This is a genomic window from Agarilytica rhodophyticola, assembly GCF_002157225.2.
Taxonomy (GTDB): domain Bacteria; phylum Pseudomonadota; class Gammaproteobacteria; order Pseudomonadales; family Cellvibrionaceae; genus Agarilytica; species Agarilytica rhodophyticola.
Genome location: NZ_CP020038.1, coordinates 5,688,387 through 5,707,833, shown reverse-complemented (window position 1 = coordinate 5,707,833; position 19,447 = coordinate 5,688,387). Strand labels below are relative to the sequence as shown.

16 protein-coding genes are annotated in these 19,447 nt (G+C 40.9%); 3 read left to right on the top strand and 13 right to left on the bottom strand.

The window, feature by feature from the left end:
- Positions 1-98 precede the first annotated feature (98 nt).
- From BVC89_RS23665 to nhaA, 7 genes are all read right to left on the bottom strand, one after another.
- On the bottom strand, positions 99-1,619 hold the full coding sequence (locus BVC89_RS23665) for a tryptophan halogenase family protein (RefSeq protein WP_086933578.1): 1,521 nt from the start codon (positions 1,617-1,619) through the stop codon (positions 99-101).
- Positions 1,620-1,911: 292 nt separating this feature from the next.
- Complete coding sequence (locus BVC89_RS23660) at positions 1,912-4,755, bottom strand: TonB-dependent receptor (protein WP_086933577.1); 2,844 nt, start codon at positions 4,753-4,755, stop codon at positions 1,912-1,914.
- Positions 4,756-5,869: 1,114 nt separating this feature from the next.
- A complete protein-coding gene (locus tag BVC89_RS23655) occupies positions 5,870-7,000 on the bottom strand; it encodes a GDSL-type esterase/lipase family protein (RefSeq protein ID WP_086933576.1) in 1,131 nt (376 codons plus the stop codon).
- Positions 7,001-7,191: 191 nt separating this feature from the next.
- Entirely contained in the window at positions 7,192-8,109 is a 918-nt protein-coding gene (locus BVC89_RS23650; RefSeq protein WP_086933575.1) for a substrate-binding domain-containing protein, read from the bottom strand.
- A gap of 338 nt (positions 8,110-8,447) precedes the next feature.
- Positions 8,448-9,266, bottom strand: coding sequence for an MBL fold metallo-hydrolase (locus BVC89_RS23645; RefSeq protein ID WP_086933574.1), 819 nt, complete (start codon positions 9,264-9,266; stop codon positions 8,448-8,450).
- 280 nt (positions 9,267-9,546) lie between these two features.
- Positions 9,547-9,921, bottom strand: coding sequence for a hypothetical protein (locus tag BVC89_RS23640; protein ID WP_086933573.1), 375 nt, complete (start codon positions 9,919-9,921; stop codon positions 9,547-9,549).
- A 41-nt stretch (positions 9,922-9,962) separates the two neighbouring features.
- A complete protein-coding gene (nhaA, locus tag BVC89_RS23635) occupies positions 9,963-11,156 on the bottom strand; it encodes a Na+/H+ antiporter NhaA (protein ID WP_086934727.1) in 1,194 nt (397 codons plus the stop codon).
- Between the two features lie 261 nt (positions 11,157-11,417).
- Between nhaA and nhaR the strand changes: the two genes are divergently transcribed.
- Both nhaR and BVC89_RS23625 read left to right on the top strand, forming a co-directional pair.
- Complete coding sequence (nhaR, locus tag BVC89_RS23630) at positions 11,418-12,317, top strand: transcriptional activator NhaR (RefSeq protein ID WP_086933572.1); 900 nt, start codon at positions 11,418-11,420, stop codon at positions 12,315-12,317.
- A gap of 182 nt (positions 12,318-12,499) precedes the next feature.
- Positions 12,500-13,807, top strand: coding sequence for an alpha/beta hydrolase family protein (locus BVC89_RS23625; protein ID WP_086933571.1), 1,308 nt, complete (start codon positions 12,500-12,502; stop codon positions 13,805-13,807).
- A 72-nt stretch (positions 13,808-13,879) separates the two neighbouring features.
- Here BVC89_RS23625 and BVC89_RS23620 read toward each other — a convergent pair whose 3' ends face one another.
- The 6 genes from BVC89_RS23620 to xdhC form a co-directional block, all read right to left on the bottom strand.
- Entirely contained in the window at positions 13,880-14,980 is a 1,101-nt protein-coding gene (locus tag BVC89_RS23620) for a Gfo/Idh/MocA family protein (RefSeq protein ID WP_086933570.1), read from the bottom strand.
- A 157-nt stretch (positions 14,981-15,137) separates the two neighbouring features.
- Positions 15,138-16,376, bottom strand: a complete 1,239-nt coding sequence (locus BVC89_RS23615) for a urate hydroxylase PuuD (RefSeq protein ID WP_086933569.1) — start codon at positions 16,374-16,376, stop codon at positions 15,138-15,140.
- Positions 16,376-17,710, bottom strand: coding sequence for a guanine deaminase (gene guaD / locus BVC89_RS23610; RefSeq protein ID WP_086933568.1), 1,335 nt, complete (start codon positions 17,708-17,710; stop codon positions 16,376-16,378). The genes BVC89_RS23615 and guaD overlap by 1 nt, the downstream gene beginning before the upstream one ends.
- 1 nt (position 17,711) lies before the next feature.
- On the bottom strand, positions 17,712-18,050 hold the full coding sequence (gene uraH, locus BVC89_RS23605) for a hydroxyisourate hydrolase (protein WP_086933567.1): 339 nt from the start codon (positions 18,048-18,050) through the stop codon (positions 17,712-17,714).
- Positions 18,047-18,559 carry a 2-oxo-4-hydroxy-4-carboxy-5-ureidoimidazoline decarboxylase gene (gene uraD, locus BVC89_RS23600; protein WP_086933566.1) on the bottom strand — a complete coding sequence of 171 codons (513 nt, stop codon included), beginning with the start codon at positions 18,557-18,559 and terminating at the stop codon, positions 18,047-18,049. The genes uraH and uraD overlap by 4 nt, the downstream gene beginning before the upstream one ends.
- A 5-nt stretch (positions 18,560-18,564) precedes the next feature.
- The gene (xdhC, locus tag BVC89_RS23595) at positions 18,565-19,407 is read right to left on the bottom strand and encodes a xanthine dehydrogenase accessory protein XdhC (RefSeq protein ID WP_425428401.1); all 843 of its coding nucleotides are present in this window, start codon (positions 19,405-19,407) and stop codon (positions 18,565-18,567) included.
- Between xdhC and BVC89_RS30790 the strand changes: the two genes are divergently transcribed.
- Complete coding sequence (locus tag BVC89_RS30790) at positions 19,392-19,445, top strand: hypothetical protein (protein ID WP_425428400.1); 54 nt, start codon at positions 19,392-19,394, stop codon at positions 19,443-19,445. The two genes, xdhC and BVC89_RS30790, sit on opposite strands and share 16 nt — an antisense overlap.
- Positions 19,446-19,447 lie beyond the last annotated feature (2 nt).

The following is a 19,447-nucleotide window of genomic DNA, read 5'->3' as shown; positions in this document are numbered from 1 at the left end:
TCTGATTTTTTGCGTTTCAGCGCTTGTTAGTTGGAATTTAGTATTTCCAACTTTAGTTTATATGTATGACAAAAGAAAGCTTCATTCCCTCTTTATAATTAATGTGTTTTCGCCAACCACTGTTGAATGTAATCGCGATGTGGAGGCAGAGTTTGTAGCATCTGCTGAGTTAACTTTTGATTGTTGCGAATAATTTGATCGGCTTTATCTTGCTGATTATATAAATACCCTTGGCGACTAAAATCAGGTTTAAACCCCATGCCATAAATTACATACTGATAACTGGCTGCGGGAAACAATTCAATTGCACTATCAAAATCGCCACTGATTGGCCCTCTAAAGCGCCATACGTCGAGATCTTCTTGTAAACTCTCTGGAATAGAACTCTTTTCTGTGTTGGCTTGCCAATAGGGTTCGGGTCTTTTGGTTAGCATATAGTGCAGTTTAAGAAAGTCGATGATGCGACGCCAGCGATAAAGCATTTGTTCATTAAAACGCTTGGCTGTTACTTTCATTAAGCTTTCGTCAGCTGGTAGGTTATCTGAAATATAGCGAGCCGAGATTTCTATCAACATTAATGCTGTGGCTTCCAGAGGCTCAACAAAGCCGGCTGATAGACCAACAGCAACACAGTTATTCTTCCAAAATAATTGTCTATGTCCGGAGTTAAAGCTGATTTTTCTTGGACTTAGTTGTTCAAATTCATCGCCAATATAGTTATGTAAAACTTGTTCGGCTTGCTGGTGATCAATAAAATCACTGGAATACACGTAGCCGACACCTCGGCGATTAGTAAGTCCTATATCCCAAATCCAACCTGCTTTTTGGCCTGTAGCTATGGTGTGGCTGGCAATAGGGCTGGTCTCTGATGAGTAGGGTACTTGCACTGCCAGTGCTGTATTGTTGAAGAGGACATCATCTGTCGATATAAAGGGAACGCTCAAGGTTTCGCCTAACAGCCTGGAAGCAAAGCCTGTACAGTCAACAAATAAGTCGCCTTCAATATCATCATTTTTCTCTAATGTGATACTTGTGATATTGCCTCTATCATCGAGCTTTGCTTGTTGCACGGTATCGACAATATGTTCTACACCGAGGTTATCAACGCTGTGTTCTCTCAATAAATCCGCGAAGGCGCCAGCATCAAGATGGTAAGCGTAGTTGCAAGGCCCCTGAAATTCAGGATCTGCGATTCCTCTGGGAGCGAGGCCAGCTTCACAGACGTGGTGCTGGAAATTAGATTCGACAGCGTAGTCTTCTATGTCCGAGACGTATGGTGCTAAATCTAAGCGCCCGTACCCCAATGGGACGGTGAAAGGGTGGTAATAAAAATCTCCTTCACTATGAACCCAATTAACGAATTTGCCACCTTGTTTAAAGGCTGCATGACAGCGTCGGAATAGCTCGCTCTCTTTGATACCTATCTGTTTGATGGTGTTTTTCATGGTCGGCCAAGTGCCTTCACCGACGCCGACAGTCGGGATGTCAGAAGACTCAATAAGCGTGACTTTAACGCCATCGGGAGAGCGACTCTTGTGATTTGCTGCAACCAGTGCGGCCGTCAACCAGCCAGCTGTTCCGCCACCAACAACAATTATTTTTTTAACCGCGTTTGACATGATGTATCACGTTTTTAAATGAAGATGAATGACTATGCCAAAGCTTGTCGATGACTGCAAGATGCGCATTGGCAACAATGTTTTACAGGTGTTCTGCACTCTAATTTACGTAAATAGTGTAGAAGCTTCTTTCTCTGAATTTGTATTTTTTAGCTTGCGACCTAAAAAAGTATTAGCGTTAACATGCACTAGTGAGAGTAGTGAGGTGTTTAAAAAAATGGAACACCATTGCTGGTGTTCCATTTAAAGCAAGACAGGTATATCAGGAACCTGCTATGGGAGTAGAAATGTATTAAAACTTATAACGTCCACCTAGAGAGTAACGGGAACCGTTGTCTTCAATCGAGAATATTTGATTATCAAAACGGCCAGTTTGCTCAAGCTCTTCTTCGGTGATATTGATACCTTCGAAGAATACAGTGAAGTTGTCGTTAATATCGTAGCTAGCGCTCATATCCCACTGACCAAAAGTACGGGTATTGATGGGCTCGCCATTAAAGCCGTTATCCAATTGTCGCAAGAAGCCTTCACGGTTGTTAAAGGCGATACGCGCTTGGAACGGGCCTTGTTCGTAGAACAGGATAACGTTTTGTGAATCCCCTAAACCTTCAAGGCCGAAACTCTGGGTAGTATCGGTACCTACATCAGCGTCGCTATCTACAAAGGTCGCGTTAACCGTAACACCTACACCGATATCCCAAACATGGGTAAGTGCAAGTTCAACACCGTCGACTTCTGCTGAAGGGCCGTTTTGTGGTCTAGAAACATTAAATACTTCTGTTTGTCCAAACAGCTCAGGAGTGTTGAGAACAAATGGCAATGAACAATCGTTAGAGTTGCTGACGCTGCATCGATCATCTGGTTGACCTGCACGATCTGCCAAGGTAACGGTTTCTGCCCCGGTTAAAGTGACAATAAAGTTTTCAACATCTTTTCTGAAGTAAGTAAAGCTGGCATAACTTACATCGGTGTAGTACCACTCAACAGAAAAGTCGAAGTTATCGGCAGTGAATGGCTCAAGCTCAGGGTTACCACCATTTGCCGTTAAGTTTTGACGGCGAGGCTCGCCAAATACTGTAACAGGCGATAGCTGTGACAATGTTGGGCGCGTTAGCGATTGATACAGTGCTGAACGTACAACAATATCGTCGGTAACATCTAATCTAAGGTTTAAGCTCGGCAATACGTCAGAGTAATCTGTGCCTTGAGTGATGTCTGTTGGGTTCGCTTCAACTCTGGCAAATAATGTTCTATCACTGGTAGGAATAATATCGTTAAGAGCTGACTGTACACCGGTAATGTCGATATCTGTTTCGGCATAACGCAGGCCAGCATTTACTGTTAAAGGCATGTCGCCGATATTGAAGCCAAAGGTAGCATCGATATAAAGGCTGGTGATGTCTTCTTCGATAGTGTAGCGATCGTTTTGCAATACAGCATCAAAACTTCCACCTAAGGCAGCAGCTGTTGTGCCTGGAGCATTGCCTGCAGCGATATCATTATCAATAGCTGATTGAGGTAGCTCTAGGAAATCGAAGTATGCTTCACCGTCATAGGTGTAGAACGTATCAATTAAGCCACTGAAGAAGTTATTAGCCGTGAATGGTCTTAATAAACCATTAGGAATTGGCAGATGGTAGCCGCCAAATGCACCAGCTCCTGGCGAAAGTTTTTGGAAACGAGACTTTTCACGGCTCTGGTTATAGGCACCGAATTTTAACTTTTGGAAAACTTCTGAGTCAGATTCGTATTCAAAATCTACTTTGAATTCGGTAATCTCGTCCTCATCAGTAAAACCTTCACGTCGGTTAAAGTGAGCTCTTGCTAAGCTTTCATCGGGCAATGCGCCGTTGCCAAAGCCGTCATGTGTGACCACAGGAAAGCCGCTGCGAATATCAAACTCGTAGTTGTTATCGATACCGATAACGTTGAAGCGCTGACGACCTGCTTGGTCATTTTCAGCATCCGAAGTCGATGCGTCAAATGTCATTGTGAAGTTATCATTAATCGCGTAGTCAACATTAAGACCAAAGCCTTTGTTGTTTACGTCGCGGCCATTTCGAGTATGAGATACAAGGTCAGTACGAGGAGCACCACTACTAACATCAAGGCCTACTCTTTGAGTGAAGTTAAGAACTGTGCCGTTAGCGTCAACTTCAGCTGCACCCACACGGTCTGGCTCAAACCAGGATGCCAAATCCGTTGTTAATGAATCTACCTCAAATTTAGAAATATAACCGTCAAGGGTAATAGTGATATCGTCATTGGGCGCAAATTGTAATACCAAGTTCGCGTTAGTTCTTTCACGGTCTTGCTCGTCAACAATTTGATCCCAGTTTCTGGGTAAAAATACGTTGGTAGCAACGGTAGTGACAGTATCGGGATCTGTATCTCCGCCATTATTTGTTAAGTCTAAGCCTGGGCGCCAACCTGCAGTTTCAATACGGTTGATCTGAACTTTACGTTCTTGACGGCTTAAAGCAAGTAGAACACCGAAAGTATCATCAGCAAATGTATTACTTACAAGCGCTGAAACAGAGGGTGCTGTTTCTTCTGATAAGGTTTCATAAACACCTTTTACAGAGCCTACAAACTGGAAGCCGGGATTATCAAAAGGTCGTGCTGTTTTAACATCGATAGTCGCACCAATGCCACCTTCTTGAAGATGGGCGGCGGAGCTTTTATAAATATCTGCACCGGTAATCTGATCTGCTGCCAGTACATCGAAGTTGAATTCACGTCCCGGGCTATCAGTAGCGATTTGACGGCCGTTAACAAGTACCATATTAAATTGTGGACCGAAGCCCCGAACTGATACTTGTTGACCTTCACCGCCGCTACGGTCGATAGATACACCGGTAATACGTTGCAATGATTCGGCAACGTTTAGATCCGGAAATTTACCCAGGTCTTCAGCAGCAATTGCGTCTACCAATGTCGAGGCCTCACGTTTGACGTCTTGGGCTCTAGATAATGAAGCGCGTATGCCTGTGACAATTACCTCTTCTTCTATCTGCCCTTCAGTTTGGGCGTAGGAAGCTGAGGTTCCTGAGAGTGTAAGAATGCCGGCAATTGCTACGGCAAGCTTGTTTTTTAATTGTGGTGATTTTATGTTGCTTTCTACGTCAAACGACATGGTTTTACTCCTGGGTATTATTATAGAGTAGGAGGATTAACGTTCCCTTATTTTTCTAAAATCAGCTATATATACAACATATAGTGAATCATGCTTTCACTGCACTAAGTTAAATACTCATAACTATAGATGCTTCTTATTATAAATGCTTAACCGATATGACATGTTTTTTTACAACATTCGGCTTAATTATATTTACACCCTATCCTATAGAGTAATACGGAAACTCAAACTGCGACTTGTTTGCATTACAACCATCGATAAGCAGGTGAACACCTTGTGGGCGCCGCTTATTGTGTATAGGTTGATGGATTACTAGATTACTGGTCTTAAGTTCTCACTTTATTTGATAGCGTTAATGTTATTATTTTTTCATTTATTTTCGTATTAAATCATATAAATGACAAGAATCCTAGTATAATTTTGACGTCTAAACGCTCTAAATCGTAGTGAATAAGTTTTCTCATCCTGTTGCCAGACTAAATAGGATATTCTCTGTAAAAAATAGGCCTTATCTGGATAATCTCAAGTAATTCGCAGACTTAATGCAATAATTTTTCTTTATGCTGCGCTGCATTGTTGGTCAGTTTTTGTTGTTTTTATTCACTATCTGAATCAAAACTACAGATTTAAGTAGGCTTTTACCAATATAACGCACTAAATTTCCATTAGATTTATTACTACTTATTTATATCTTACTTATTCTTTTAGTTAATTAATTGAGTGTATTAATGTACTACTTTTCACCATTTTAGGGGTTGGTGGCGACTATTATTGCTATTGTTTTATATCTGTTGGGCTTGTTTTTGTTATCTATTTTAATGCCCCGGAGATAAAGCCATTAAATTTACACGAACTATCGAAACAGTAGAGAAAATTTCTTTTTTTTTCTTTATTGGTGAATCTTATCCCGATTGTTCTTAAATGTAACTGCTACTTTCAGATGAACAGAATTAAAAACAAGGTAAATTGAATCTTTTAGATAACGACTAAAAATGTCATTAGAAGTTAAACGATGACGTTATAGAGGAAATTATGATATTTGCTTGCGACCGAGATCGCAAGCAAAGTAGCTATAGACAGTTAATTTTTTTAAATTGATTGGCTTAAGTTATTAGTTTGATGCCTGGATGGTCAGATAATTTAAATTGAAATCGTCGTCCAAAAACTCAATTTTAATTGTGTGCGTACCAGGTTCAAGGTTAATGCTTGCGCCAGCTTGAATTGAATCGAAAGATTGCCAGCCCCTGGCGTTTGTCGTCATTTGACCGTGGTTGTTGCCATCGATGAGAACGCGAGCGCGGCTATTACGGATACTAGCGGCTCTAAGCTTTATCACATAGTTTGCTGCTTGCTCTATATTTACTTGGTAAGCAATAGATTCGCCAGCTTGAACATACGCAAGATTGCACCCACCGCCTATATCAGATGTTCGTTCAAAATCTACGTCGGGGAATTGCGGATTGGTACAGGCGCCGCCAGAATTTCCTCTACTTGTATCATTAGATGCATCGATAAAATCTTCTGCCTCTATTTTAATTGTACGGGGTAAAGTAGAGCCATTGCCATTGGGTAGGTGATTTGCGAGTACATTATAAATTCTGTCAGTAAGTACTTGATGGCCCGAGGCATTTGGATGGAAAGAATCATTAGGAATAGTAAGGTTTTGGTTACCCCAAATATCTGTCATTACTCTAGGTACAATAACAACACCCATTTCATTGGCCAGGCTTTCCAGTTCCGAATAGTAGTTACCCCACAAAGCAGGAAGTAAAAATCCGATAGGGTTATTTAGTCTGCGCCAGTTACTTACAGGGTCAATTGCTGCAAAAACAACCATGGCCCCACGGTCTTGAAAGGCTTGAAAAACCGAGCGCATATTATTCTTGATCTGATTCGTTCGGCGTCTATCATTCATAATATCGTTGCCACCAAGTGTCATAATCACTATTTGTGGATTAGGCATCTCTCTTAGAGATGTTGAGATATGACCATTCGAGCCTAATGCTTGTTGGGTGGTCAATCCATTTCTTCCTCGGTTTAATATTGGCACTCCCAGAATATTTCCTAGTTGTGCAGAGTAGGTGACATCTCTGTCTAAGCGGAAACCATAGGTTAAACTATCACCGAATGACATGATACGTGTAACTTGGTCTAAGTTTCTGGTATCGTTTACAATTTCTGAGTATGAAAAAGAGGAAAGTAACAACAAAATAAATGCTGTCAGTTTAGATTGGATTTTCATTCATTATCCTTTCACTATTGGGTATTTAACGAGTTAATTATTGATGAATATCATACGTTATTACCTATTTGGGGCTTCAGTATTTTGCTGACAAAATTGAACAATAGTGCTTTAGTCTATCTTTTAATAAACTAAATAAATTTAGCAGGCTGGCTTAAAGTGATATTAATTCTCAGTATAAATAGTGGGATTTAATTATTATCTGAGGAGAGCTTTGTTTTGGTGATAAATGAAATGGGAGTATATATGTTTTCCTCTATATCTAGTCCCAGATGGGCATTATAAACTGTTTTTACAGCCATATAGCCCATTAGATAAGGGTCTTGTTTTACTACACCGTATATCTTCGCTTCTTTAATTGCTTTGCGAATAGTTTTATTGGGATCAAAACCAAAATGGAAGATATCTCTTTCTAATTTAAGATAATTAATAGTTGCCAATAAACCTAATGTTGTAGATTGATTGGGAGTAAAGAAAACACGAGAGCTAGTGTTATCTATTATTTCCTTAATTTTTGAGCGAGCCTCACCAACAGTTGAACCAACGTCGAAGATCTGTACCTTAATTTTAGACAGCGTCGAGATACCATGGAGAAAACCTTCGACCCTTTGATTGGTTGGGATGATTTTCCGACCTGGTCGAAATATTGTAATGAAGGTGGAATCATCGATAGGGGCATTTTTTACTACCATCTGAGCGGCTTGAAAGCCTGCGTTAAAATTATTCGTCATAATGACGGCGATGCGTCCACCGCCAACATCACGATCAATAAATACAGTGGGAATACCACTTTGTTTGAGCTTTGAGGCGTAGGCGCCACGTTCACTTGAATTTGGCGCGACAACTAAACCAATACATCTTTTTTTTTCGAAACTCTTCAGTACATACTCCTGGCCTTGGATATTTTCTTCTTCTGAAGCGCCTCTCACCGACACAGATACTCCGATTTCTGATGCTGCTACTAGCGCACCTTTTTTGACGCTATCCCAGTAGTCAGAACCTCCTCCTGCAGTGACAAGTCCAACACACTCTTCTGCCATCGCCAGGTATGGCAAAAAGGAATACGCTAGTACAAGCAAAGCCATGTTTTTATAGGGAGGTATCAACATTTCACATCATCTTTTTTGTGCCAATATATTTCCATTTCTGGGGATCGCAATTAACTTATCGCTTAGCTATATACTTTCCTGATGACCCTTTCTACATGCTTTATGAAACCAGTCATTCTCAATATCGAGATCCCTGACCAATACAGTATCACAATAGCAAATCGAAAATGTCGACTTAAGCTTTATAATAACGGGAAAAATCTTTCTAGAATGCCTGGTTGGCGCGATAAAAACGACATTGCCAGTTTTTGTGAATGTGTTCTTTTGAGTGAAATATGAAGCCGTATTTAAAACTATCGTTTATCGAAGCCCCACAGTTATATATTTGTTTACATAACTTAATGTTTATGAGTGTTTTTGAAAGTTTTGGTTTCTCCAGGAGAAGAGAAGTAATCGATACCTTTTTTCTTTAGTTCTTCGGGAACCTTAACGGGAACATGAATACCAATGCTTTTTTTAGCATTGATTCTCTGTTTTAAAATAATATTGCCTTCATCAGATAGAAAAAACCAATAAGGTGGTAAGGCGACATCGCTTGCATTGCTCTGCCAAAATTTCTGAAAAGGTAAAAAGTGCTGGTCATTTGGATCCGCATCTCCCATATGGGTTACTGTTGTACCATCTTCTAAAGAAATGCGAAAAACAATATTCTCGACCTCGGCTCTTCCCGGCCAACCAGCGTGGGGGACTCTTACTGCTTCGACTGTTATATTTTTAAAGTCAAAATTTTCAGGCTTATCTCCATAGTTTAATGTTATAGCACTTATTCTATCTTTCAATTTGCTACTCTCAGGTAGCGCTAGAATCTTATCTACAGCCTGCTGGGGAGCAAACAGTTGAATATCTTTGTGAGAGACTAAATAAGACAACATATCAGTATCGGAAAAGTGATCACCATGGGCATGACTTATAAACACCGCGTCAATATTATTAAAAGGGGGAGTGCCTGCAAATATTTTTTGCCTGATATATTCTGGCACTAAGCTATAAGTGCCGTAATTATTGTGGAAGAATGGATCGAAGAGTATGCGGTTTTCATTACTGACAACTAGCACGCCCTCATTGCCGAGATAGTGAAGTGTTGAACTGTCTTTATGAGCAGATGCCAATTGAGATAGCAAAATTAATGTAGCTAGCAGAGTGGACTTTATACTCATTATCGCTGGCTCCTCAGGTTGTATCCGACAGTAATCGTGTGCTGTTTGTTAGCAAGTCTCACATGACTTGTTCACATATGCAAGGTTTCAGCGCAGAGTTGTGCTTAAGTTGTGATAGATCCTTGGCTATGAGGCGAATATATGACTGATAGCGCTTGTGAGAAATTTGATTTGTTTTTGTTGATAGGTTCTTGGAATATGAAATTCTAGGTATGTTCTATATACCAATATGTAAGCAATGCCCTCCGTACAGAAAGTGGCATTGCACTACTATTATTTGTTATTGTTCCATTTCGCTAGTTGCAGTTTGTGGTTGTTCATTAGCAGTTTTCAGTGGTACTTTTTTACTGAGTAACTGTTTCCTTTTCCATTTTCTCAAAAATGCATGATTTGCCCGTTGTAAGGCATTTTTTGTTGCCATTTGGGCAGAAAGTTGTGTGTCTTTAATAACAATAGGGGCATCTAGCTTACCATTTACAACTACCACACACTGTTTATCTATGCCGCCTTTAGGGCCGTTATCATCACTTAAGGAAATTTTTATTGTATCTATGACGTTTCTAATTCGCGAAAATAATAACTGGGCTTGCTGTTCAATTCTATCTTTCTCTTCTCTGTTAAGATCTACGTTAGTAGATTCTACGCTAATTTTCATATTAGTTTCTCCAAGGCCCCTATAAGAGCTTATTGTTATTCTTATGGTGTTAATTTATTTGTCTTAAGCTTATTTGTTTTAGCCTTAGCAATAATCCATCCCCCTAGAACAGCAGAAGCTAAAGATCCAAGTAATACACCGATTTTTACACTTGCTAGATATGATAAATCTTGGTTTTCAAAGGCAAGAGTGCCTATAAATAAACTCATCGTAAAGCCAATACCACACAATAATGATACGCCATAGAGTTGTACCCAGGTCGCGCCTTTTGGTAACACTGCTAGTTTGCTTTTAACTACAATCCAGCAAAGTCCAAAAATACCTACTTGCTTACCAACAAAAAGTCCAAGTGCGATACCCACAGTTATCGGATTTAACAGTTCAGCAACGCTAGTATTAATAAAACTAACACCAGCATTGGCAAATGCAAAAGTGGGTAAAATAAGGAACGATACCCAAGGATACAACTCCTGCTCCAACGCTGGCAGCATAGGTTTACCGTGTTTGTTAAGTTGTTTTAGTGGGATAAACCAGGCTATTAAAAACCCTGCTAAGGTAGCGTGGACACCTGATTTTAAAACCGCTGCCCAGACAACTGTGCCGAGAAGAATATAAGCGGCCACACTGTTGATAGATAAGCGATTTAATATCAAGAGCCCCAGCAAACCACAAAATGCGATAGCTAATGAGGCTGTAGATAATTCTTGTGAATAAAATAAAGCAATAATAACAATTGCGCCTATGTCGTCAAAGATTGCAACAGTCAGCAAAAATAGCTTAAGTGTAATGGGTAGGCGTGAGCCAAATAATGTGAAAACGCCAATAGCGAAGGCGATGTCTGTTGCTGAAGGAATTGCCCAACCTTTAATAGCGATTGGGTCATTGTAATTAAATGCTGAAAAAATCACTGCGGGGAAAATAATGCCAGCAATAGCCGCAATACCAGGCAGGACGATTTGGTCTAGTGATGACAAATGCCCATTTAATAGTTCACGTTTTATCTCTAAGCCAACTAAGAGAAAAAAAAGCGCCATCATGCCATCGTTAACCCAAAGCAGAAGCGGTTTGGCTATTTCAAAATCGCCTGCAGCCACTACTACTGGAATTTCTAAAACTCCTTGATAAAAATCGTGCGCAGGTGAGTTGGCAAGAATTAGGGCCGCAACGGCAGCTATGGCGAGTAGTACACCTCCAGAAGCATCATGTTGAAACTTTTCCTTCAATACTTTAATCATAATGAATGGTGCAATCACAAGTATATTCGTGTCAGCATGCCTTAGCACTGTACACTGAAGTTATTAACAAGTATATTCGAAATAACTTTAATTTTTATCAGTTTAAACCTGATAGCTGTTTTAGCTTATAACTATATACTAGTAGAAAAAATATGGAATTGCCATTTTGTCGTATCGGCCTAAAGTCGAGCCAGGTTCTAAAACTAGGTTCTGAATTGAAACGAGATGAAAATAAATCTTATTTGTAAGGTTGACTAAATAATGTTGAAGCAAATTAACTACAATCATCTTTTCTACTTTTATACGGTAGCAAAAGAAGGTGGTATCGCAAAGGGCGCAAAGCGTCTTAATGTAACAGCGCAAACTGTGAGTGGTCAGATAGCTGTTATGGAGAGTTATCTGGGAATTAAATTATTTGATAGAACTGGCAAGCGCCTTTCTTTAAATGAAACCGGGCATATAGTGTATAGCTATGCTGAGGATATCTTTGGTTTAGGAAATGAATTAGCAAGTGTTCTCTCGTCGAATCAGCAAGGTCATGAAATAACTTTTAATGTTGGTATTATTGATGTTATACCCAAAGTTTTCGCTTTTGATCTATTGAAACAATGCTTTAACTTAGAGCAAAGTGTTCGCCTAGTTAGCCGTGAGGGAGATTTTGACTTATTACTGGCAGATATGGCTTTAAATCATTTAGATCTAATTGTTTCCGATAGGCCTCTTCCTCCTCGTGTTGGTGTTAAGGCCTACAGCCATTATTTGGGAGAGTCTGGTTTCACTTTTTTTGCAGAAAAAAAATTGGCTAAAAAAGCAAGAAAAGACTTTCCCCATTCTCTTACAGATATGAACTTCCTAATGCCAAGCGATCGCTCTGCGCAGAAAAATAACCTGGTTACTTGGTTTGAAACAGAAGGTATTCACCCACACGTTGTAGCGGAATTTGATGATAGTGCGTTGATGAAGTTTTTTGGCCAGGATGGATTGGGAGTATTTTGCACGCCCACGAGCATTGAAACTTTTGTGTTAGAGCAATTTGCAGTTGAGGTCGTAGGGAGAGTAGAGAATATTAAAGAAAGATATTACGGTATTTCACCGGAGCGTAAGATAAAACATCCCGCTGTTGAAAAACTCTTTGAAGAAGCTAAACGTGTTATGAATTAAAGCATATCGTTATCTCAGTAATCGAGTCCTCGATAAGAATAGTGTAGTTTGGGTTATCGATACCTAGGTATATCGAAAGATTTAAGCTATTCATATTGTTATAAATCGTTAATGCAATCGTTTGAGAAGGCGACTAAAATGTGATCTTTACTCAATGTTCATGAATAGTGAAGGAAAGTGGGATGACATTATTAATCCGATACTGTGCTTTTATAACTTTGTTTTTGTTTTCGGCTCTAGCTAGTGCTGGAAAAAAATCTGATACAACGTTGATACCCGAAGATGTATATGTGGGAATTAGCAATGAGGTTTTTCCTCGGTTGTCACAGAGGGGAGAGTACGATGTGGGTGTCCGCACAATAAATGTCGTTAATCCTCAGCAGCTGGATGTTTCAAGCCAAAAAAATAGCGATAGAAAACTCGTATTAGAAGTTTGGTATCCTGCTAGTAATGTAAAAAATAAACATCGGGCGAGCTATGAGAACGTCACCCGAACTCATAAGCCTTTCTCCATTCTAGGGCAGGCTTACCGCGACGCCGAAGCGGCTAAAAATAAAAAGTTTCCTCTCGTTATCTTGTCGCACGGTTATACCGGCTACCGCTCACTTATGTTTTATCTGGGAGAGCATTTGGCTTCTCACGGTTATGTTGTTGCATCTATTGATCATACTGATTCAAGAAATATTGATGTTGATATGATCAAAGCACCATTTAGCGGGTTTTTAAGTACTTTGTACAATCGTTCGCGAGATCAGTATTTTGTTATGGATTACTTTTCTAAAAATAACCATGATTTGACAAAGATAACAGATGCTAAGTTATCTGCCATTATTGGTTACTCGATGGGAGGCTATGGAGCGATCAATTCCATCGGTGGGTGTTTTGATTTTAGCCTCCCAGTGATAGCGCGTTTGAGCGGCGTTCAAGACAGCGCGCAACAGCAGCAAATGCGTCAATTATTGAATAGCTGTGCGGGAGGCCAGTATGACAATGTTAAGGTTGATGCCAGGCTGAAAGCTGCCATATTAATTGCTCCTTGGGGAGGCGAGTTATCTATTTTCAGCAAAGATGCTTTGTCAAAAGTAAGGGTTCCGTCACTGTTTATTTCTGGTGATCAAGATGATATCGCAGGCCATAAGAGTATTCAGTCTATTTTTGAAGGCCTAGGATCTGAGTCTCGCTATCTCTTAACCTATAATAATGCTCGCCATAATATTGCTGGGCATCCTGCGCCAAAAGTGGCTCGCGAGAAAGAACTTGACCTTGGCCATTACTGGGAACCATCGTGGAATACTGAGCAACTCAATGCCGTTAACAAACACTTTGCTTTGGCAATGATGAATTGCCATGTGAAAAAAATATCCTCTTCCTGTAAATTTTTGAAACTTCCCCAAAATGCAACGCAGCAAAAAGTAGATGGCAAATTAACACCTGCCTGGGAAGGCTTTCCCGATCGTTTTGCTACTGGAATGCAGTGGTTTAGTCGTTAAACAGTGTAGACCTGCTTTATCGTTATCCAATAGCTTATGGCGGCGCTATTGGATAACTATTATATTATAGATTTATAACTTTACTTCAGCCGATTTGTTGGCAGCCGACTTGAGCGCGCCTTCAATGATATGGATATCTCGTAATCCCTCGTCACCAGGAACTAAAACAGGTGTGCTATTTAAAATTGCTAAGGCGTCATCATCCATTTGTGTCGCTTGTTGATCAGCAATTCTTTTATTTAATTGTATTCCTGAGCTTGTGAGCCCTCGGACACCACTATAAGACTGAAATGGCTCTAGCTTGTACCAGCCCTTTGTGCAATTAGCCTGCAAGATATTCATACTCTGGCCTACGCTGGTTGCGCACTTAGCGATGGCACCACTGGGAAAGTGGAGAGTTAAGTAAGAACTCTCATCCACCTCGGTGAATATTTTTGTACGCTTCACCTCGTGCCTTGCTGATACAGAGATAGGGTCTTCTCCTGTAACGTAGCGTGCAGCATTGAGTGTATAAACACCCATATCATAAAGTGCACCGCCGCCCATAGACCTTTTCACGCGCCAGTTATCAGGCCCAGGGTCGCCACCGGCATAGCCCGCCTTGGCGACTAGATTATTTATTTTACCAAAGGGCTTTGTTTTTGCGTATGACATAACCGTGCGGGTATTGGGTTCATGCTGCATGCGGTAGCCGATGCTCAACTTTACTTTATTTTTATTACACACGTTAATGATTGACTGCGCCTCTGCAACAGTCATTGCCATCGGCTTTTCACACCATACATGCTTACCTGCATTGGCCGCGATCGCCGAGTACTCTGCATGTAAGCCTGTTGGCAATACAATATAGATAACGTCAATCTCTGGATTGTTGGCTATTTGATGCATAGTTTCGTAGGAATATACGTTGCTATCAGGAATGCCATATTTTTTTTGCCAAACTGGGATTTTGTGAGGGCTACCAGTGACGATACCTTTGAGCTCACAGTGCTGAGTCAACTGCATGGAGGGAGCTAATAGATCGCGGCTGTAATACCCAAGACCTACTAGCGCCACACCTAGTTTTTCTTTTTTACTCAGTGCAAATATATCGCGGCTATAGATGGTAGATGCTGAGACGACAGCCGATGAACTTACAATTGAGATAAAATTTCGACGAGACAGTTTAGTCATAATTATGATCCGCTATAAAGTATAGAGGTAACAGGTGGGGCGCATTTAGAACAGACACTAACAGATGCGATAACTAAAGGGAACAGGCCCTGGATGAAGCGGCCGTATGAAAGGATAGCCCGCCGTGACAACGGGCCTTTTTATATTGTTATTAATATTATAACTGATCGAGTAGCAGCAAAAATTGTTCTCTTTCTTTTTCACTCATTTGTGTAATGTTGCCCAGCGGCATGTATTTAGACGATACTGCGACGCGAATTTTGTCTCGGGCGATTAGCACTTGGTCAACTTCTTCTAACACTAAACCTGCTGGGGGAGCGCTAAATCCTGCTTGTGATGGCTCGTTTGCATGGCAGACCGTGCAGTGCTGTTGGGTAAGTGCGAGTAGTGTCTCATTGCTACTGACTGTTTCTGAGACTGCACTCGTATTGCTTTTAGTTTCAGTAGCTTGAGGCTGTTGTTTTAGAGTATTTTGTTTTTGTGCATGTTGCTTATGGTAAGTCATAAAGCCTATCAAGCTAATGAATATTATTGCCGCTACCACTAATATATGGGGCTTAATAATGCCTCGGTGTTTTAAGTTAAAGAAATGTCTAGCATAGGCTGTGGTTGCTATAATGACGGCAAGCAAAACCCAGTTATAGCTATGACCATAAATAAATGCATAGTGGTTGCTAATCATGCAAAACAATACTGGCAATGTAAAATAGTTATTATGTACAGAGCGTGTTTTTGCAAACAACATCGGTGCTCTGTCAGGCTCACTGCCGGCATTAATAGCGGCCATAAATTTCTTCTGTGCTGGAATAATTCCGATAAATACATTGGCAGCCATAATAGTGGCAAGCATTGCTCCCACATGTAAAAAAGCAGCGCGCGAAGCAAAGATATGAGTTGCCAGCCAGCAGGCAAAGACAATAAAACTTGCAAGTACTGCAACAAATACAGGCGTATTTTTTACCAGTGGGCTGCGAATTAAAATTTCATAAACACTGAGGCCAGACACTAAAAACAGTAAGCTTGCTACAATGGCTTTACTTGGGGTGTTAGTTAATGGATTTTGGCCCACAAGATAAAGGTCGGCTTGAAAGTAATAAAAGATAATCAACAATAAACTGCCGGTTATCCAGGTACTGTATGCTTCCCATTTAAACCAGTGTAGTGTCTTGGGCATCACCTGCGGTGCTAAAGAATATTTAGCTACTTCGTAAATGCCACCGCCATGAAAGGCCCATAAGTCGCCGGCAATCCCTTTTTCTTTTTTCCATTCTGGGGGTGTTTCAAGACTGTTGTCTAGCCACACAAAATAAAAAGATGCGCCTATCCATGCTATCCCAGTAATAAGATGTAACCAACGTAGTAGTACGTTAAGCCATTCAAATATAAATACTTCCATTAAGATAAACTCCTACTAGGTTCATTGGTCAGCATATTGTTTTGATATCGTTGCTCACCATAAATATAAGTACGTTCTATTAAGCGTTCATCCCCCATCGTCATATAGACGAACAGCTCTTCTTCGATATTGTTGCAAAGTTTTACCCGCTGGTGAACGTTGTCAGATAAGGCGGGGTTTATCACAATAAAATCGGCTTCTTTTCCTATTTCAAAATTGCCGACATGGTCAGCAATACTCAGTGCTTGTGCGGCACCTAGAGAGGATAAGAAAAAAGCTTCTGCTGCAGCGAGGGAATAATTTTGCAGTTGACAGACCTTATAAGCATCGGCCATCGTTCTGAACTGAGATAGGCTGGTGCCACCTCCCACGTCACTGGCGAGGGCGATAGGAATGCCGTAAGATTTTAATTTAGCGAGATTAAATAAGCCGCTACCGAGAAATAAATTTGATGAAGGGCAGAAGGCAATATTACAACCGATGGTAGCGATACGTTCTATCTCAGATTCATTGAGGTGAATACAGTGTGCGAAGGTTGTTTTAGGGCCTACTAAATCGAACAGCTCATAAGTGTTTAAATAATCTTTCGCTTCGGGAAAGAGTGATTGTGTCCAGGTGATCTCATCTAAGTTTTCACTGAGATGTGTTTGTAACCAAAGGTCTGGGTGGCGTTTGAAGATTTCACCTGCTACCGCTAACTGCTGCCTTGTGGATGTGCCCGCAAAGCGTGGTGTTAACGCGTAGCCCAAGCGTCCGGTTCCGTGCCAGTTATCGATCAAGGCTTCACAGTCGTACTTTGCTTGTTCGGCGGTATCCAATAAAGCGTCAGGCGCATTGCGATCCATCATGACTTTGCCAGCAATTAAGCGCATATTAATAGCGTTTGCTTGTTCAAATAAATGATCGGTACTGTGTTTGAAGCTAGTGGTGAATACCATAGCACTGGTAGTGCCATTCGCTAGCAGCGAGTTAACAAAACGCGCCGACTGTTGTTCGGAGTGTTGTTTATCTGAAAACTTAATTTCAGTAGGAAAAGTATACTTTTCTAGCCAGTCGAGTAATTGTTCACCGAAAGAAGCCATCACATCCATTTGCGGTGCATGGACGTGAGGATCGATAAATCCGGCAACTATTAACTGTTTGGGAAAGTGCAAACATTGTTGCAGATCAAACCCCTGCTGTGCCATATCTTTCGCATCGGCCAGAGATTCGATTTTGCCATTTTTAACAAGTAGAACAGCATCTTCCAGATACTGGAAATTAGGTTTATCACTGTTAGCTTGATCGTCAGGAAAATGCATTACACGGCTGCGAAAAGCCTGTACTTTGTCCATATTAACTGCCTCGATAAGTGCTGTAGCCAAAGGCATTTAACAATAATGGCACATGGTAGTGTTGCTCTGTATCGACAACTTTAAATGACAAGGTGACATTATCATAAAATGAATCCTCACCTCTTTCGCTAAACCAAGATGCTGTTGAAAAGTCAATTGACCACGTTCCTGGCGTAAGAGAAATTTCTTGATCCCACTGAGATATACGCCCGTCTGCGTCGGTAACACCGCAGGCAACAGGTGTATTACTTTGTGGCGAAGTGAGGGTGGCTTTCACCCCTGCGGCAGGTGTTCCTGTACTTAAATTTAAAATATGTGTGGTAATCGGAGCGCGTGTCATGATATCCCCAGTAATTTTTTTAGTCTGATATGCGTAATCTTATTCTGCTCTCCTGCGCCATTGTTAAGCTCTTCGCTACGAGAGTTTTGAATTCGTTGCCTGAGTATGTCAAGCATATACTCTGCAGGTTTGCCGCTGGCACAGACTATAAAAATAAAACCGAACTTATTTTCATAGTCATCGTTGAGTTGTTTGAGCTCTTGTAAAACTGCATCGCTTGTCTGCTTTATTTGTCCTTGTTCGGCACTGGCATATTTGTCTCTTAATGCATTTAAATCGCCGATTTTTGCGTGGCCTAAAAATGCTTCTAAAATTTCTTCTTCTGAAGCTGTTGACCAGCTGCTGGTGGCATATTCAAGTAATACCTGCGAGGAAGAAAATGGTCGGGCATCGACCATAAGGTTTGCCCATTTCTGACAATGACAGCAATTGAAAAACATATTATATGCATCATCCACTGATAGTTTGTTTACTTCATCGATATTTAATATTTCGTTAGTGATTGCCATGTTAATTATTTTTCGATTTTCTCTGCAGACTGATTTGAATGTTCGTGCGCAAGTGCATTATTTATTGCGGATACTTGCTCTGTTGTGGATTTATCTTTTTTTGTCTTATCGTCACTGTGGCTATACTGTATGAGCTGCGCTGCGATGGATACCGCTACTTCTATAGGCTGTTTCCCCGGAACGTCGGAAAGTCCAACTGGGCAGTGTACACTGTCAATGTCAGCGTCGCTGAAAGAAGCGCTTTTCAGGCGTTTTCTAAAACGAGCTGCCTTGGCATCCGAGCCGATTAAACCAATGTAAGCACTGTCTTTTCTATCCAGTACCGCTTCTAGTAATTGATAATCGAGGGTGTGCTGATGGGTAACTATAAGAATATAAGCTCCTGCTTGAAGATCGTTAACATGTTGTAGCACATTATCGTATTGTAGCACTTTCGTATTATTGGGGACGTTCTCTGGGAATTCATCCGCGCGACTATCTATCCAGTGAATTCTGGCATCCAGTTGCCCAAGAATACTTACTAGTGCCCGTGCTACATGACCTGCACCAAAAATATGGATATTTAATCCTTGCTCGCAAAAACATTCCAGCAGCACAGTCATAGTACCACCACAGCATTGCTGCGCTTTGGCAGATAAAGGGATATGTTCCACTATTTGCTGTGATTTTTTTTGTTCGATTAGGTCTCTTGCACGGGCAATAATATTAAACTCGAGCTGCCCACCGCCTAGTGTGTCGTATGCGAGGTTTTCGGTTATTACCATTTTGGTTCCGCAGTCGCGAGGTGTAGAGCCCTGTGTGCCAATAACCGTAGCCAGCACCCAGGCTTCTCCTGAGCGCTGACATATTCCCGCAGCTTCAGACCAATGTAGTTTTTTATTCATAACT

Excerpts from the sequence above, each read along its gene's own strand:
- BVC89_RS23665 (WP_086933578.1), bottom strand. The coding sequence starts at position 1,619 with ATGTCAAACGCGGTTAAAAAAATAATTGTTGTTGGTGGCGGAACAGCT.
- BVC89_RS23660 (WP_086933577.1), bottom strand. The coding sequence starts at position 4,755 with ATGTCGTTTGACGTAGAAAGCAACATAAAATCACCACAATTAAAAAAC.
- BVC89_RS23655 (WP_086933576.1), bottom strand. The coding sequence starts at position 7,000 with ATGAAAATCCAATCTAAACTGACAGCATTTATTTTGTTGTTACTTTCC.
- BVC89_RS23650 (WP_086933575.1), bottom strand. The coding sequence starts at position 8,109 with ATGTTGATACCTCCCTATAAAAACATGGCTTTGCTTGTACTAGCGTAT.
- BVC89_RS23645 (WP_086933574.1), bottom strand. The coding sequence starts at position 9,266 with ATGAGTATAAAGTCCACTCTGCTAGCTACATTAATTTTGCTATCTCAA.
- BVC89_RS23640 (WP_086933573.1), bottom strand. The coding sequence starts at position 9,921 with ATGAAAATTAGCGTAGAATCTACTAACGTAGATCTTAACAGAGAAGAG.
- nhaA (WP_086934727.1), bottom strand. The coding sequence starts at position 11,156 with ATGATTAAAGTATTGAAGGAAAAGTTTCAACATGATGCTTCTGGAGGT.
- nhaR (WP_086933572.1), top strand. The coding sequence starts at position 11,418 with ATGTTGAAGCAAATTAACTACAATCATCTTTTCTACTTTTATACGGTA.
- BVC89_RS23625 (WP_086933571.1), top strand. The coding sequence starts at position 12,500 with ATGACATTATTAATCCGATACTGTGCTTTTATAACTTTGTTTTTGTTT.
- BVC89_RS23620 (WP_086933570.1), bottom strand. The coding sequence starts at position 14,980 with ATGACTAAACTGTCTCGTCGAAATTTTATCTCAATTGTAAGTTCATCG.
- BVC89_RS23615 (WP_086933569.1), bottom strand. The coding sequence starts at position 16,376 with ATGGAAGTATTTATATTTGAATGGCTTAACGTACTACTACGTTGGTTA.
- guaD (WP_086933568.1), bottom strand. The coding sequence starts at position 17,710 with ATGGACAAAGTACAGGCTTTTCGCAGCCGTGTAATGCATTTTCCTGAC.
- uraH (WP_086933567.1), bottom strand. The coding sequence starts at position 18,050 with ATGACACGCGCTCCGATTACCACACATATTTTAAATTTAAGTACAGGA.
- uraD (WP_086933566.1), bottom strand. The coding sequence starts at position 18,559 with ATGGCAATCACTAACGAAATATTAAATATCGATGAAGTAAACAAACTA.